Origin of the sequence: Marichromatium bheemlicum (assembly GCF_012276755.1) — a bacterium.
Taxonomy (GTDB): Bacteria; Pseudomonadota; Gammaproteobacteria; order Chromatiales; family Chromatiaceae; genus Marichromatium; species Marichromatium bheemlicum.
In genome coordinates, this window is record NZ_JAAXKX010000001.1 from 39,615 (window position 1) to 54,591 (window position 14,977).

Sequence of the window (14,977 nt, forward strand, 5' to 3'; positions counted from 1 at the left end):
GCAGGAATCCGACCCCGTTCGATCGGGCCAGGGCCCCAGCAATACCGCCACGACAACAGCCCGCACCACGCGGCGCCCCGGAGGAGAGCACTCAATGAACACCGATCGTATCATCGCCTTCGTCATGGCCGGCGGCCAGGGCTCGCGCCTGCAGCCGCTCACCGCCGCCCGCTCCAAGCCCTCGGTGCCCTTCGGCTCGCGCTACCGCATCGTCGACTTCGTGCTCAGCAACCTGGTCAACTCGCAGATCCAGACCATCTATCTGCTGGTGCAGTACAAGTCGCAATCGCTCATCGAGCACGTACGCAAGGCCTGGACCATCTCGCCGCTGCTGCAGAGTCAGTTCGTCACCGTGGTGCCGCCGCAGATGCTCTCCGGGCAGCACTGGTTCCAGGGTACCGCCGACGCGGTCAACCAGAACATCAACCTGATCGAGGAGCACCGTCCCGACCGGGTGGCGGTGTTCGGCGCCGATCACATCTATCGCATGGACGTGCGCCAGATGCTCGCCTTCCATCGCGAGCGCCAGGCCGACGTCACCATCGCCGCGCTGCCGGTACCGCTGGCCGAGGCCGCGAGCTTCGGCGTCATCGCCGCCGACCCCGAGGGCCGTATCCAGGGCTTCGAGGAGAAGCCGGCCTCGCCCACCCCGATGCCCAACGACCCGGCGCTGGCCTTCGCCTCGATGGGCAACTACATCTTCGACACCGAGGTGCTGCTCGAGGCGCTCAAGGCCTGCCGCGACGCCGGCGAGACCGACTTCGGTCAGCACGTACTGCCGCGCCTGCTGCGCACCCACCGGCTCTATGCCTACGACTTCTCGACCAACCGCATCCCCGGCATCCAGCCCTACGAGGACCAGGTCTACTGGCGCGACGTCGGCACCATCGACGCCTACTTCGAGGCTCACAAGGACGTACTCGGCGCCGATCCGGCCTTCGACATGTTCAACCCCGAGTGGCCGATCTTCTCCAGCAACTACCAAGGCCCGGTGGCCAAGCTGGTCGGCGGCGAGGTGCGCAATACCCTGCTCGGCGCAGCCACGGTGATCCACGAGGGGGCGCGGGTACGTGACTCGATCATCCGCCGCGAGACGGTGATCGAGGAGGACGTCGAGCTCGACAATTGCGTGATCATGGACTATGTGCGCATCGGGCGCGGCGCCCGGCTGCGCAACGTCATCGTCGACCGCCACAACATGATCGAGCCGGGCGCACGCATCGGTTTCGACCGCGCGCACGACGCCGAGCACTTCCACGTCAGCCCCGGCGGGGTGACGGTGGTCCCCATGGGACGACTGAGCTACTACGCCCGCGACGTCCTCGACCCCAACATGCGTGGGCGCTACTCGGAGTGATCAACGGCTGCGGATGCGCGGGTCGAGGGCGAGATAGAGTAGATCGGTGAGGGTGTTGACGACGAGATAGGCGAGCGCGATCACCAGCACCGCGCCCTGCACCAGCGGGTAGTCGCGCGCCTGGATCGACTCCACCACCAGGCTGCCGAGCCCCGGCCAGGCGAACACCGTCTCGGTGATCACCGCGCCGCCGAGCAGCGCGCCGAACTGCAGCCCGAGCAGGGTGAGCACCGGCAGCCAGGCGTTGCGCAGGGCGTGGCGCCACAGCACCCGCGCCGGTCCCGCGCCCTTGGCGCGGGCGGTGCGCACATAGTCCTCGCCGAGCACCTCGAGCAGGCTCGACCGCACCATCCGCGCCAGCACCGCCGCCAGCCCGGTTCCCAGGGTCAGCGCCGGGAGCAGCAGCGACAGCGGCCCGTCGCGCCCGCTCACCGGCGTCCACCCGAGCCACAGCGAGCAGACCAGGATCAGCAACGGCCCGAGCCAGAAGTTGGGGATCGCCGCGCCGAGCATGGAGAAGCCCATCGCGACGCGATCGATCCACCCGCCCTGGTGCAGCGCCGCCAGCACCCCGAGCGGCAGCGCCACCACCACCGCCAGGGCGAGCGCGGCCACGGCCAGCTCCAGGGTCGGCCCGGCGCGCTCGGCGAGCAGCGCCGTCACCGCCCGGCCACTGTGCAGTGAGACCCCGAGATCGAGCCGCGCCAGCCCACCGAGATAATCCAGGTACTGCGTCCACAGCGGCCGATCGAGACCCAGCGCGGCGCGCAGCTCGGCCTGGTCGACGGCGCGCGCGCCCTCCCCCAGCATCGCCGCCACCGGATCGCCCGGCACCAGATGGATGAGCAGGAACACCAGGGTGCAGACCCCGAGCAGGCTTGCCGCCGCCTCGCCGAGACGCCCGAGCAGCGCGCCCATCTCAGCCGCGGATCTCCACCGGGGTGCCGACCGGGGTCTGGTCGAAGAGCGCGATCAGCGCCGCGTCGTGCATGCGGATGCAGCCGTGCGAGCGCGGCTCGCCGAGCGGCTCGCTCGGCGGGGTACCGTGGATGTAGATATAGCGGCGCAGGGTGTCGACCTCGCCGCCGCGGTTGCGCCCCGGCTCGCAGCCGGTGAGCCAGAGAATGCGGGTGGTGATCCAGTCGCGACCGGGGTGGGCGGCGCGCAGCGCCGCGTCGCAGATCTCGCCGGTGGGCCGGCGGCCCCGGAACACCGTCCCCGGCGCGCAGCCCGCGCCGATGCGCGCGCGCACCCGGTGCAGCCCGCGCGGGGTGCAACCGCTGCCGTTGCGCTCACCGACCCCGTTGCGCCCGGTCGAGACCGGGTAGCGGGCGAGCACGCGCGCGCCGGCCGACAGGGTCAGGGTCTGGGTAGGGACATCGATCAGGATACGGCGCTCGCTCATCACTCCTCCTTTGCTGCGACCGGGACGCGCACGACCTGCGCCAGCCCATCATAGTTGCCGTCGCCGGCCGGTCGATAGCCGCGAATGGTCGCGCGCTGCGCCGCCACCTGATCCTCGTACCACAGCGGCACCAACGCCAGCTCGGCATGGACGATCGCCTGCAGCGCGGCATAGGGCGCACGCGCGGCGGCCAGCGAGGGCGCGCGCGCCGCAGTCACGATCAGCCGGTCGACCGAGGCGTTGCGATAGCGGCCCCGATTGGCGCCCCCCGGCGGCAGCGATTCGGAGTGCAGCGCGTAGCGGAAGATGTCGGGGCTTCGCACCCCCACCCAGGTCAGCGCATAGAGGGTGAAGCGCCCGGCCTTGACGTCGCCGAAGAAGGTCCCCCAGTCGTGCCCCTGCACCGCCAGCGCGATCCCGGCTGCGGCGAGCTGCGCCTGCAGCGCCCCGGCCAGGCGCAGCCGGAAGGGATCGCTCGAGGTCTTGAGGGTCAGGTGCAACGGATTCCCGGGGCCGAACCCGGCGCCTGCGAGCAGCGCTTGGGCGCGCCCGGGGTCATGAGGCCAGGGCGCAAGATCACCCCGCCCCGCCCAGTGCTCGGGCGGCAGGATCGACTCGGCGAGTCGCGCGCGACCACCGAGCAGGGTGCGGATCAACAAGGGCCGGTCGATCGCCTGGGCGATGGCGCGGCGCACCGCCAGGGAGCCGGTGCGCGGGTCCTCGAGGTTGAAGCCGAGATAGGAGAGGTTGGCGCCGGGCACGGCGCGCACCGCAATACCCGGGGCGCGCGCCAGATGATCGACCAGCTCGGGCGGCAGGTCGCCCTGCAACAGGTCGACCTCGCCGCGCAGCAGCTTCATCACCCGCACGCTGGGGTCGCGCACCGTCACCAGCGCGATCCGCTGACCGTCGGCGCAGCGTTCGAGCAGCAGCGCGTCGGGGTCGGGTCGCTCGACCAGCCGCAGCGGTCCGCTGCCGATCGGTGCGGTGACGAAGGGATGGTCGCGGGCGATCGCCGCCGCCGGCAGCACCGCCAGCACCAGCCGACTCGGCAGCGCCGCGTCGGGTGCGTGCAGCGCCAGCTCCAGGGTGTCGTCGTCGCACGCGCGCAGCGCCGCGATACCGGCGAGCGCGGCGCGGTGCGGCGAGCGCGAGCCCGGCGCACGGATCGACTCCAGGGTGGCGACGACATCGTGCGCGGTGAGCCGGCTACCGTCGCTGAACAGACGCCCCTGCTCGCCGAGCCGAAAACGGTAACGGGTCGCCCCCAGCCGCTCCCAGCGCGCCAGCCCGGGCACCGGCCGGGCGGCCGCATCGAGCCGCACCAGGGTGCGATAGAGCAGCCGGTTGACCCGCTCGGAGGTGGCGTCGGTGGCCAGACGTGGATCGAGGTTGCGCGGCGGGCGCGCCACCGCGAAGCGGATCACCGCGTCCTCGCGCGCCCCCTGGGCGCAGCCGCCGAGCACGGCGGCTGCGCCGAGCGCGAGCGGCCGCGCGCCGCTCACCAGTCGCGGTAGGGGTGACGGGCGAGGCGCGCGTTGAAGTAGCGCGGGTCGTCGCTGACCTCCTCGCCGAGCCAGTCGGGACGGACGAAGGCGGCCCGTTCGTCCTCGAGTTCGAGCTCGGCGAGCACCAGCCCGGCATTGGCCCCGGCGAACTCGTCGACCTCCCACACCCGGCCCGCGACCGGCACCAGGTGACGCACCTTCTCGACCAGCGCGGTGCAGGCCAGATCGCGCAGCATCGCCTCGGCGTCGGCCACCGGGACGGGGTACTCATACTCGGCGCGGGCGATGCCGCGGCTCGCCCCCTTGAGGGTGAGGAAGGCCTGCTCGCCGGCGATCCGCACCCGCAGCGTCAACCCCGGCTCGGCCACCAGATAGCCCTGCACCATGCGGGTGCTGCGGCTGACCGCCTCGCGCCAGCCGGCGTCGCACACCAGGAACTTGCGTTCGATCTCGATTGCCATGACTGACCTCCAGGATGCACGGCGGGCAATGCCCGCCGCGTCCGTTCAGGCGCGCTCGAACAGCGCCATCGACTCCACATGTCCGGTGTGCGGGAACATGTCCATCACCCCGGCAGCACGCAGCCGGTAGCCGAGCCCGTTGACCAGGCGATCGGCGTCGCGCGCCAGGGTCGAGGGGTAGCAGGAGACATAGACGATACGCTCGGCACCGAGCCGCGGCAGCCAGTCGAGCACCTGCAGCGCACCGCTGCGCGGCGGGTCGAGCAGCACCTTGCCGAAGCGCTCGCGCATCCACGGCTCGAGTTCCAGCTCGCCGTAGAGATCGGCGGTGTGGAAGCGGGTGTTGTCGATGCCGTTGCGCGCGGCGTTGCGCTCGGCGCGCGCCACCAGCCCGGCGTCACCCTCGACCCCGACCACGCTGGCGGCCTGGCGCGCCAGCGGCAGGGTGAAGTTGCCGAGCCCGCAGAACAGGTCGAGCACGGTCTCATCGGGCTGGACGTCGAGCAGACCGAGCGCCTGGTCGATCATCGCGCGGTTGAGCGCGAGGTTGACCTGGGTGAAGTCGTTGGGCAGGAACTCCAAGGTCAGGCCGTGACGCGGCAGGCTGTAGGACAGGTCGATCTCGTGACCAGGCAGCGGGCGCACCGTCTCCGGGCCGCCCTCCTGGAGATAGATGTGGTAGCCCTCACGCTCGCCGAGCGCGCGCAGCACCTCCAGATCGGCATCGCTCGGCGCCTGCAGTACGCGGAACACCAGCACGCAGGGCTTGTCGCCGACGGCGACCTCGATCTGCGGCACCTGGTCGCGGATGCTCAGCGCGTCGATCGCCGCACCGATCTCCACCAGCCGCTCGCCGACGGCCGGGTGCAGCACCGGACAGCGCTCGAGGTCGGCGAGAAAGGCGTTGCCGCGCTCGCGGAAGCCGACCAGGGTGCGCCCCTTCTTCTCCACCCGACGTACCCCGAGCCGGGCCTTGCGCCGGTAGCCCCAGTGGTCGGCCACCAGGGGATCGAGCCAACGCTCGGGCTCGACCTTGCCGATGCGTTCGAAGACATCGGCGAGACTGGCCTGCTTGGCACGGATCTGCGCCGCCGTGTCCTGGTGCTGCAGCGAGCAACCGCCGCACACCCCGAAGTGCGCGCAGCGCGGCTCGACCCGCTCGGGCGAGGCGTGCAGCACCTCGACCACCCGGCCCTCGTCGTAGCGACGCTGCACCCGGGTGTACTGGAAGCGGACGCGCTCGCCGGGCAGGGCGCCGTCGACGAACACGGCCTTGCCGTCGAGGTGGGCGAGCCCCCGACCCTCGTGGGTCAGGCTCTCGATCTCGACCTCGACCGGGTCCTGGGGGAGCGGCTTGCGTTTTCTTCTCGACACGGACTTAGATACTCGTTCGTTGTGGATGATGGGGATCAGGCCGGGAACACCCCGGTCGACAGATAACGGTCGCCGCGGTCGCAGATGATGGCCACGATCACCGCGTTCTCGACCTCGGCGGAGAGACGCAGCGCCGCGGCCACCGCGCCGCCCGAGGAAACGCCGGCGAAGATGCCCTCGCGCGCGGCCAGCGCGCGCATCGTCTCCTCAGCGTCCTGCTGGCTGACGTCGATGATGCGATCGACCCCGGCCGGGTCGTAGACCTTGGGCAGATAGGCCTCGGGCCAGCGGCGGATGCCGGGGATGCTCGCGCCCTCGGCCGGCTGCACGCCGACGACCTGCACCGCCGGGTTCTGCGCCTTGAGATAACGCCCGGTGCCCATGATGGTGCCGGTGGTGCCCATCGAGCTGACGAAGTGGGTCACCCGACCTGCGGTGTCGCGCCAGATCTCGGGGCCGGTGCCGAGGGTATGCGCCTCGGGGTTGTCGGGGTTGGAGAACTGATCGAGCCGTACCCCCTCACCGCGCGCCTCCATCTCCAGGGCGAGATCGATGGCCGCCTCCATGCCGCCGGTGGCGGGGGTGAGGATGATCTCGGCGCCATAGCTGCGCATCGCCCCGCGGCGCTCGGCGCTCATGTTCTCGGGCATGATCAGCACCATGCGATAGCCGCGAATGGCCGCCGCCAGCGCCAGCGCGATGCCGGTATTGCCGCTGGTGGCCTCGATCAGGGTGTCGCCGGGACGGATGGTACCGCGCTCCTCGGCGCGACGGATCATGTTGAGCGCGGGCCGGTCCTTGACCGAGCCGGCGGGGTTGTTGCCCTCGAGCTTGGCGAGGATCAGGTTGGAGGTCTCGCCGGGCAGACGCTGCAAACGCACCAGCGGCGTGTTGCCGACGAAGTCTTCGATGGTCGGATAGGACATGTTCTCGTTACCGTGGCCAATGGCGGGAGTGGGTTCGGACCGGCTGGCCCGGCGTGCAGGCGGCGCATTGTGCCAGATCGCCGGGCACCCGGTCAGGCATCGCCAGCCGGTCCGACATCACGTTACGCCAACCCGACACCATCAGGCAAAGCGCCACCGGACGCCTGCTCAACGCCCCTTGCCCGATCCCGACTGGACGTAATAACTCAGCTTGTCGGAGAGGTTGAGATATTCGATGATGTCCTCGGTCAGCTCCGACTGGTGCAGACTCTCGCGAATGCTCGCCTCCTCCTCCGACAGATCGAGGATCAGCGCCTGATCGTTCGGGATCTCCGGCGAATAGACCAGCACATTGGGCTTGAGCAGCGCATCCGGGTTGATCGAGATCACCACCGCGATGCGCTCGTCGTCGAGCCGCACGACGGTCCCCGGCGGGTAGACACCGAGATTGGTGATCAGGGTGGTGAGCACCCGCGGGTCGTAGCGCGCGCGCTCCTTGGTATACATGCTCGAGACGGCCTGGTGCGGCGACAGCCCACGCCCGCTGCGGGCACCATTGCAGAGGTTGTCGTAGCGATTGACCACGCTGACGATGCGGGTGAGCATGCCCAGCGCGTTGCCGTTGAGACCCTCGGGATAACCGCTGCCGTCGATGTGCTCGTGATGCTTGCCGATGACCTCGACCACCGCCTCGGGCAGGGTACCGATGCTCCGGGCGATCTCCACCCCGTAACGCGGGTGTTGTTCGTAGAGGGCACGCTCCGGCTTGTTCCAGTCGCCCTTTTTGTGCAGGATCTGCGAGGGGATGCGCTGCAGCCCCAGGTCGTGGAAGAGCGCGGCGAGACCGAGCAAACGCAGGGTGTCAGGGTCGAGCCTGAGCTTACGCCCCGCCACCAGCGCCAAGGCCATCACGTTGATGGCGTGATGATAGGTGTTCTCGTCCTGGCTCTTGAGGTTGACCAGCTGCACCGTGGCCTCGTGGTCGGCGGTCAGGTCCTCGACCATCTGCGAGACCAGCACATCGGCCTCCTCGGCCGCTTGCGCCGGGGCCGAGCGCAGGTGCGACATCAGCTTGCGCGCCAGCACCACCGATTGACGATAACGCTTGGCGCAGAGGTTGAGACGCTTGCGCCGTTCCTTGAGTACGCGGATACGCGCGTTCTTCTCCTCCCACAGGGAGGCCTCGAGGTCGGCGCGGAGCTGATCGCGGGCCTCGGCGTCGATCTCCGGCTCGACCGGGGGCAGCTCCTCGGGTTCGGGATCGCTGCGTGCCGGATCGATCCGTACCCGTCCGAGGTCGAGCTGCAGCAGCGTCTCGAGCTGCTTACGGGTGCGGATCTTGAAGCTATTGGTGAAGAACGGATGCGCCATCCAGGGCAGGTCGAGGTGTACGAACATCCCGATACGTAACCTGGGTTTACCTTGTGTGTTCTCACTCACGGCGCAACCTGCACTGACCGACATTGGATCCGACATCTGACCGGCTCGCCCGCGCCACGTCGGCTCCCCGGCGCGCTCGCACCATGACCGCCCCGACACCGCCGCGCCCATGTCTCGGCACGGGCAGCGCCAGGCCTCGGCGTGGCCGGTAAGCTAGCGACCGCGATCCGGGCGGTCAACACGCGACCGAGACGCAACACCGAGGGTTGACGACCTTGCTTGATTATCATCGGGGCGACTTGTAGCTTGCCCCGAACGCGCGCCCCGGGACCGGCGCGCCCCACTCTTTCCGACCCGTTGAGATCGACGTGACAGACTATAAACAGACGCTCAATCTTCCCAAGACCGGCTTCGCGATGAAGGCCAACCTGGCACAGCGCGAGCCCGAGATGCTCAAACGCTGGGAGTCGATGGATCTCTACGCACGCATCCGCGAGGCCCGCGCCGGCGCCGAGCGCTTCGTGCTGCACGATGGCCCACCCTACGCCAACGGCGACATCCATATCGGCCACGCCGTCAACAAGGTGCTCAAGGACATCATCGTCAAGTCGCGCACCCTGGCCGGATTCGACGCCCCCTACGTCCCGGGCTGGGACTGTCACGGTCTGCCGATCGAACTCCAGGTCGAGAAGAAAAAGGGTAAACCGGGGCAGAAGATCAGTGCCGCCGAATTCCGCCGCGCCTGTCGCGACTATGCCGCCCGCCAGGTCGACGGCCAGCGCACCGACTTCAAGCGCCTGGGCGTGCTCGGTGACTGGGACAACCCCTATCTCACCATGGACTACGGCTTCGAGGCCGACATCATCCGTGCGCTCGGGCGCATCATCGACAATGGGCACGTCCACAAGGGGTTCAAGCCGGTGCACTGGTGCGTCGACTGCGGCTCGGCGCTGGCCGAGGCCGAGGTCGAGTACGCCGACAAGCAGTCGAGCGCGATCGACGTGCGCTTCCGACTGGTCGACCCCAATGCCCTCGAGGGCCGCTGTCACACCGCCCCCGACGGTGCCGGCAGCGGTCCGGTGGCGGTGGTGATCTGGACCACCACGCCCTGGACCCTACCGGCCAACCAAGCCGTCGCACTCAACGCCGAGCTCGACTACGTGGTGGTCGAGGCCGAGCATGACGCCGCCCCGGGCGGGCGCGAGCGGTTGATCGTCGCCGAAGGGCTGCTCAAGGACACCATGGACCGCTGGGGCATCGAACACTACCGCGTGCTCGGCTATGCCCGCGGCATCGATCTCGAAGGGCTGCGACTGCACCACCCCTTCTACGACCGCGAGGTACCGGTGATCCTCGGCGAGCATGTCAGCCTCGATGCCGGTACCGGCGCGGTACACACCGCCCCGGGCCACGGCCTCGAGGACTACCTCGTCGGTCAGCGCTATGGCCTGCCAATCGACAACCCGGTCGGCGGTGATGGGTGCTTCCTACCCGATACCGAGCTGTTCGCCGGCGAGCACGTGTTCAAGGCCAATGAACACGTCATCGAGGTGCTCAAACACCACGGCGCACTCCTGCTCGAGACCCGCATCACCCACAGCTACCCGCACTGCTGGCGGCATAAGACCCCGATCATCTTCCGCGCCACCCCGCAGTGGTTCATCAGCATGGACCAACAGGGGCTGCGCGCGGCGGCACTGCGCGAGATCGACAAGGTTGAGTGGCTGCCGGAGTGGGGGCGCAACCGCATCGAGGCGATGGTCCAAGGCCGCCCCGACTGGTGCATCTCACGCCAGCGCACCTGGGGCGTGCCGATCCCGCTGTTCGTCCACAAGGAGAGTGCCGAGCTGCACCCGCGCACCGCCGAGCTGATCGAGCAGGTCGCCGAGCGCGTCGAGCGCGAGGGTATCGAGGCCTGGTTCGCGCTCGATCCGGCCGAACTCCTCGGCGCCGAGGAAGCCGCGCACTACGACAAGGTGCACGACACCCTCGACGTCTGGTTCGACTCCGGGGTGACCCACGCCTGCGTGCTCGAACGGCGCGCCGAACTCGGCCGCCCGGCCGACCTCTATCTCGAGGGCTCCGATCAGCACCGCGGCTGGTTCCAGTCCTCGTTGATGACCTCCACCGCGATCCACGATCACGCCCCCTATCGTCAGGTACTCACCCACGGCTTCACCGTCGACGCCAAGGGCGAGAAGATGTCCAAGTCCAAGGGCAACGTGGTCAAGCCGCAGGCAGTGGTCAAGAACCTCGGCGCCGACATCATCCGACTGTGGGTCGCGGGTACCGACTATCGCGGCGAGATGAGCGTCAGCGACGAGATCCTCAAGCGCACCGCCGACAGCTACCGACGCATCCGCAACACCGCGCGTTTTCTGCTCGCCAACCTCAACGGCTTCGACCCGGTCAGCGACCTGCTGCCCCCCAGCGAGATGCTCGCCCTCGACCGTTGGGCGGTCGATCGCGCCGCACGCCTCCAGCAGGAGATCGTCGCCGCCTACGAGGACTACCAGTTCCACCTGATCTGCCAGAAGCTGCAGCAGTTCTGCGTGGTCGACCTCGGCGGTTTCTATCTCGATGTCATCAAGGACCGTCAATACACCACCCAGGCCGACAGCCAGGCGCGGCGCTCCTGCCAGAGCGCGATGTATCACATCATCGAGGCGATGGCACGCTGGATGGCGCCGATCCTGAGCTTCACCGCCGACGAGATCTGGCGCCACATCCCCGGCGAGCGCGGCGAGACCCCGTTCACCGAGCAGTGGTACGCGGGACTGTTCACCCTCGCCGCTGACGAACCACTCGGCCGCGCCTTCTGGGATCAGGTGATCGCGGTGCGCGCCGCCGTCGGACCGGCGCTGGAGGCCGCGCGCAAGGCCGGGGCCATCGGCGCCGGGCTCGACGCCGAACTCACCCTCTATTGCGCCCCCGAACTGCAGACCTCGCTGGCCCGCCTCGAGGACGAGCTGCGCTTCGTGCTGATCACCTCGGCGGTGACCCTCGCGCCACTCGAGCAGGCACCCGAGGCCGCCCAGGACACCGACCTCGACGGCCTGCGGGTGACGGTCACGCCGAGCAGCCACCCCAAGTGCGTGCGTTGCTGGCACCGTCGCGCCGATGTCGGCCACAACACCGAGCACCCGGAGCTGTGCGGGCGCTGTGTCGAGAACGTCGCCGGCTCCGGCGAGACTCGTCGCTATGGCTGAGCCCGGCGCCCGCTCCTGGCTGTGGCTGTCGCTGCTGGTGCTGGTCCTCGACCAGGCCAGCAAGTGGCTGGTCTATGCTGTGCTGGAGCCGTTCCAGGTCATCGCACTGACCGAGACCCTGCATCTCACCCTGGTGTTCAACGAGGGGGCGGCCTTCAGCCTGCTCGCCGGGGCCGGCGGCTGGCAGCGCTGGCTGTTCGCGCTGATCGCCGTGGTCGTCAGCGTCGCGCTGGTGATCTGGCTGGGGCGGCTGCGCCGCGACCAGCGCTGGAGCGCCGCGGCACTAGCGCTGCTGCTCGGCGGTGCGCTCGGCAACCTGATCGACCGGGTGGTGCTCGGCCATGTGATCGACTTCGTCCAGGTCTATCTGCCCTTCCTGCCGATGGACCTGTTCAACCCCTGGCCGGCCTTCAACGTCGCCGATAGCGCGATCAGCATCGGGGTCGTCATCCTGTTCATCGTCACCCTATTCGAGCGCCCCGAACCGCATCATCAGGACTGAGGCCGGCGCACCCGGCCACGACCAGGGATGGTCGTCCACCCCGGGGGAGGCGCTTCCCCGGCCATTTTTCTCTACAGGCCTTCTCATGCGATGAGAATTGCGATCCTTTCACGCAACCCCTCGCTCTACTCCACCCGCAGACTGGTGGAGGCGGCGCGCGCACGCGGTCACGAGACCAAGGTGCTCGACGTGCTGCGCTGCTACATGAACATCACCTCGCACGCCCCCTCGATCCACTACAAGGGCGAGGAGCTGACCGGCTTCGACGCGGTGATCCCGCGCATCGGCGCCTCGGTGACCTTCTACGGCACCGCGGTACTGCGCCAGTTCGAGATGATGGGCGTCTACCCGCTCAACGAGTCGGTGGCGATCACCCGCGCGCGCGACAAGCTGCGCTCGCTACAGCTACTCTCGCGCAAGGGCATCGGGCTGCCGATCACCGGCTTCGCCCACGCCCCGGACGACATCGCCGACCTCATCAAGATGGTCGGCGGCGCACCGCTGGTGATCAAGCTCCTCGAGGGTACCCAGGGCATCGGCGTGGTGCTCGCCGAGACCCAGCAGGCTGCCGAGAGCGTGATCGAGGCCTTCATGGGGCTCAAGGCCAACATCCTGGTGCAGGAATACATCCACGAGGCCAAGGGCGCCGACATCCGCTGCTTCGTCATCGGCGACAAGGTGGTGGCGGCGATGAAGCGTCAGGCCAAGGCCGGTGAGTTCCGCTCCAACCTCCACCGCGGCGGCAGCGCCTCACTGATCCGCATCACCCCCGAGGAACGCTCCACCGCGACCCGCGCGGCGCGGATCATGGGGCTCAACGTCGCCGGCGTCGACATCCTTCGCTCCAACCACGGCCCGGTGGTGATGGAGGTCAACTCCTCGCCCGGACTCGAGGGCATCGAGGCGGCCACCGGCAAGGACATCGCCGACCAGATCGTCGCCTTCATCGAGAAACACGCCGCCGCCGGCAAGACCCGCACCCGCGGTCAGGGCTGAGCAGCGCCCATGACCGAGCCAGTGCGCATCGCCGGGCACGCGATCTCGCCGGGCGAGCGCACCCGCATCGACCTCGCCCTCCCCAACCTCTACACCCAGACCCCGGTGGCGATGCCGGTGCACGTGCTGCGCGGGCGGCGCGACGGGCCACGGCTGTTCGTCACCGCGGCGGTCCACGGCGACGAGATCAACGGTGTCGAGATCATCCGCCGGCTACTCGCCCACCCGGCACTGCGTCACCTGCGCGGCACCCTGCTGGCGGTGCCGGTGGTCAACGTCTACGGCTATGTCCGCCAGTCGCGCTACCTGCCCGACCGGCGCGATCTCAACCGCAGCTTCCCCGGCTCGGACACCGGCTCGCTGGCCGCGCGCCTGGCCGCTACCCTGGTCAGCGAGGTGGTCACCAAGGCGACCCACGGCATCGACCTGCACACCGGCGCCCTGCATCGCGAGAACCTGCCCCAGATCCGCGCCACCCTCGACGCCAGCCCCGAGACCTCGGAGCTGGCTCGCGCCTTCGCCGCACCGGTGATCCTCGACGCCGAGCCGCGCCCGGGCTCGCTGCGCGCGGTGGCCGCCGAGCACGACATCCCGCTGTTGCTGTTCGAGGCCGGCGAGGCGCTGCGCTTCGACGAGTTCTCGATCCGCGCCGGGGTGCGCGGCATCCTCGGGGTGATGCGCCGGCTGGGGATGATCCGCGCCTCGGGCGGGCGCCGCGCCCGGGTGCGCGCCCCGGTGGTGGCGCGCTCGAGCCTGTGGGTGCGCGCCCCGCAGAGCGGCGTGCTGCTCTCGCTCACCGCGCTCGGCGCCCAGGTCGAGCGCGGCGACACCCTGGGGGTGCTCACCGACCCCTTCCGCCCCGCCGACGAGCCGGTGCGCGCGCCCTGCAGCGGCATCGTCATCGGTCGCACCAACCTGCCGCTGGTCACCGAGGGTGAGGCGCTCTATCACATCGCCCGCTTCGGCGCCCTGGAGAGCGCGGTCGAGGCCGTCGAGCAGTATCGCGTCGCGCTCGATCCCGAGGACGAGGCCGAGGCGGGACCGAGCATCCTCTGAGACCACTCAGTCGCCCGGCGCGGGATCGAGCAGCAGACGCGCGCCGTCGCGATCGAGCCGAGCGCCGAGCCGCTCGAACAGGTCCTCGCCGAGCAACGCGTTGCCGCCGAGCGCGCGACCCTCGACACAGCCCACCTCGACCTCCAGCAGACGTCGAGGGCCGGCACGCACCGCGGTCAGGCGCCCGGGTCGCGCCAGCACCTCGGCGCCGCCGAGCGCGATCGCGACCGGTGGCGCCTCCAGATCGAGCCCCAGCTCGGCGCACACCCTTGCCGGTAGCAGGGTGCGCGTGGCCCCGGTATCGAGCAGTAGCGGCTGCCGCCTGGGAGCTGCATCGCCGGACTCGAGCGTCAATACCACCACCCACGCCGCACCCTTGCGACGCAACGGCAACTGCAGCGGCGCGGCCTCGGGCAGCGGTGCCCCGGAGATCGCCCCGGGCGTCCTCCGGGCACCGACCAGGATGACCCGTACCACCCGCCCGTCGGGGGTGCGCAGGATGACATGATCGAGCCCGGCGAGCAGATGGCGCAGGCGTCGTTCCAGTCCGCCCGCACGCAGCCGTCCAAGGTGTCCTCGCGCCAGCTCGCGTCCACTGACGCTGAAGCCATGCCGTTGCGCCAGGTGATCGAGCGTCGCGCCGACCTCGACCTCGGGCGCCGCACGCACCTGCCCCGCTCCCCCCAGCAGCAGCATCAAGAACAGCACGAACGGCCGTGACATCGACGTCCTGTGAGATGAAAAAAGCACAAAATATAAGCAAACGTTAATGTATGATCGATCGCCGGTTCACACCCATCGCC

13 protein-coding genes are annotated in these 14,977 nt (G+C 69.5%); 5 read left to right on the forward strand and 8 right to left on the reverse strand.

Features of this window, described 5'->3' with window-relative positions:
• The first annotated feature begins 94 nt into the window (after nucleotides 1-94).
• Nucleotides 95-1,357 (forward strand): glucose-1-phosphate adenylyltransferase, encoded by a 1,263-nt coding sequence (gene glgC / locus HF203_RS00165; RefSeq protein ID WP_168665382.1) that lies wholly within the window; start codon nucleotides 95-97, stop codon nucleotides 1,355-1,357.
• Here glgC and nikB read toward each other — a convergent pair whose 3' ends face one another.
• The 7 genes from nikB to HF203_RS00200 all read right to left on the reverse strand — a co-directional run bounded on the left by nikB (nucleotide 1,358) and on the right by HF203_RS00200 (nucleotide 8,429).
• Nucleotides 1,358-2,275 (reverse strand): nickel ABC transporter permease, encoded by a 918-nt coding sequence (gene nikB / locus HF203_RS00170; RefSeq protein WP_168665383.1) that lies wholly within the window; start codon nucleotides 2,273-2,275, stop codon nucleotides 1,358-1,360.
• Nucleotide 2,276: 1 nt separating this feature from the next.
• Nucleotides 2,277-2,762 carry a L,D-transpeptidase gene (locus HF203_RS00175; RefSeq protein ID WP_168665385.1) on the reverse strand — a complete coding sequence of 162 codons (486 nt, stop codon included), beginning with the start codon at nucleotides 2,760-2,762 and terminating at the stop codon, nucleotides 2,277-2,279.
• Nucleotides 2,762-4,267 (reverse strand): ABC transporter substrate-binding protein, encoded by a 1,506-nt coding sequence (locus HF203_RS00180; RefSeq protein WP_168665387.1) that lies wholly within the window; start codon nucleotides 4,265-4,267, stop codon nucleotides 2,762-2,764. Before HF203_RS00180 ends, HF203_RS00175 begins: the two co-directional genes overlap by 1 nt.
• Nucleotides 4,264-4,731, reverse strand: a complete 468-nt coding sequence (locus HF203_RS00185) for a CYTH domain-containing protein (RefSeq protein ID WP_168665389.1) — start codon at nucleotides 4,729-4,731, stop codon at nucleotides 4,264-4,266. Before HF203_RS00185 ends, HF203_RS00180 begins: the two co-directional genes overlap by 4 nt.
• Before the next feature lie 45 nt (nucleotides 4,732-4,776).
• Nucleotides 4,777-6,105 carry a 23S rRNA (uracil(1939)-C(5))-methyltransferase RlmD gene (rlmD, locus tag HF203_RS00190; RefSeq protein WP_168665391.1) on the reverse strand — a complete coding sequence of 443 codons (1,329 nt, stop codon included), beginning with the start codon at nucleotides 6,103-6,105 and terminating at the stop codon, nucleotides 4,777-4,779.
• 35 nt (nucleotides 6,106-6,140) lie between these two features.
• Nucleotides 6,141-7,031: a cysteine synthase CysM gene (gene cysM / locus HF203_RS00195; RefSeq protein ID WP_168665393.1), complete on the reverse strand. Its 891-nt coding sequence runs from the start codon at nucleotides 7,029-7,031 to the stop codon at nucleotides 6,141-6,143.
• Between the two features lie 168 nt (nucleotides 7,032-7,199).
• Nucleotides 7,200-8,429: an HD-GYP domain-containing protein gene (locus HF203_RS00200; RefSeq protein ID WP_168665395.1), complete on the reverse strand. Its 1,230-nt coding sequence runs from the start codon at nucleotides 8,427-8,429 to the stop codon at nucleotides 7,200-7,202.
• A gap of 350 nt (nucleotides 8,430-8,779) precedes the next feature.
• On the opposite strand from HF203_RS00200, the gene ileS reads away from it, so the two are divergent.
• The 4 genes from ileS (at nucleotide 8,780) to HF203_RS00220 (ending at nucleotide 14,174) form a co-directional block, all read left to right on the forward strand.
• Nucleotides 8,780-11,620, forward strand: a complete 2,841-nt coding sequence (gene ileS, locus HF203_RS00205; protein ID WP_168665397.1) for an isoleucine--tRNA ligase — start codon at nucleotides 8,780-8,782, stop codon at nucleotides 11,618-11,620.
• Nucleotides 11,613-12,122 (forward strand): signal peptidase II, encoded by a 510-nt coding sequence (gene lspA, locus HF203_RS00210; RefSeq protein WP_168665399.1) that lies wholly within the window; start codon nucleotides 11,613-11,615, stop codon nucleotides 12,120-12,122. The genes ileS and lspA overlap by 8 nt, the downstream gene beginning before the upstream one ends.
• A gap of 90 nt (nucleotides 12,123-12,212) precedes the next feature.
• Nucleotides 12,213-13,118, forward strand: a complete 906-nt coding sequence (gene rimK, locus HF203_RS00215; RefSeq protein WP_168665401.1) for a 30S ribosomal protein S6--L-glutamate ligase — start codon at nucleotides 12,213-12,215, stop codon at nucleotides 13,116-13,118.
• Nucleotides 13,119-13,127: 9 nt separating this feature from the next.
• Nucleotides 13,128-14,174, forward strand: a complete 1,047-nt coding sequence (locus HF203_RS00220) for a succinylglutamate desuccinylase/aspartoacylase family protein (protein WP_168665403.1) — start codon at nucleotides 13,128-13,130, stop codon at nucleotides 14,172-14,174.
• Between the two features lie 6 nt (nucleotides 14,175-14,180).
• On the opposite strand, the gene HF203_RS00225 is transcribed toward HF203_RS00220, so the two are convergent.
• Entirely contained in the window at nucleotides 14,181-14,897 is a 717-nt protein-coding gene (locus tag HF203_RS00225) for a retropepsin-like aspartic protease (protein WP_168665405.1), read from the reverse strand.
• Nucleotides 14,898-14,977 lie beyond the last annotated feature (80 nt).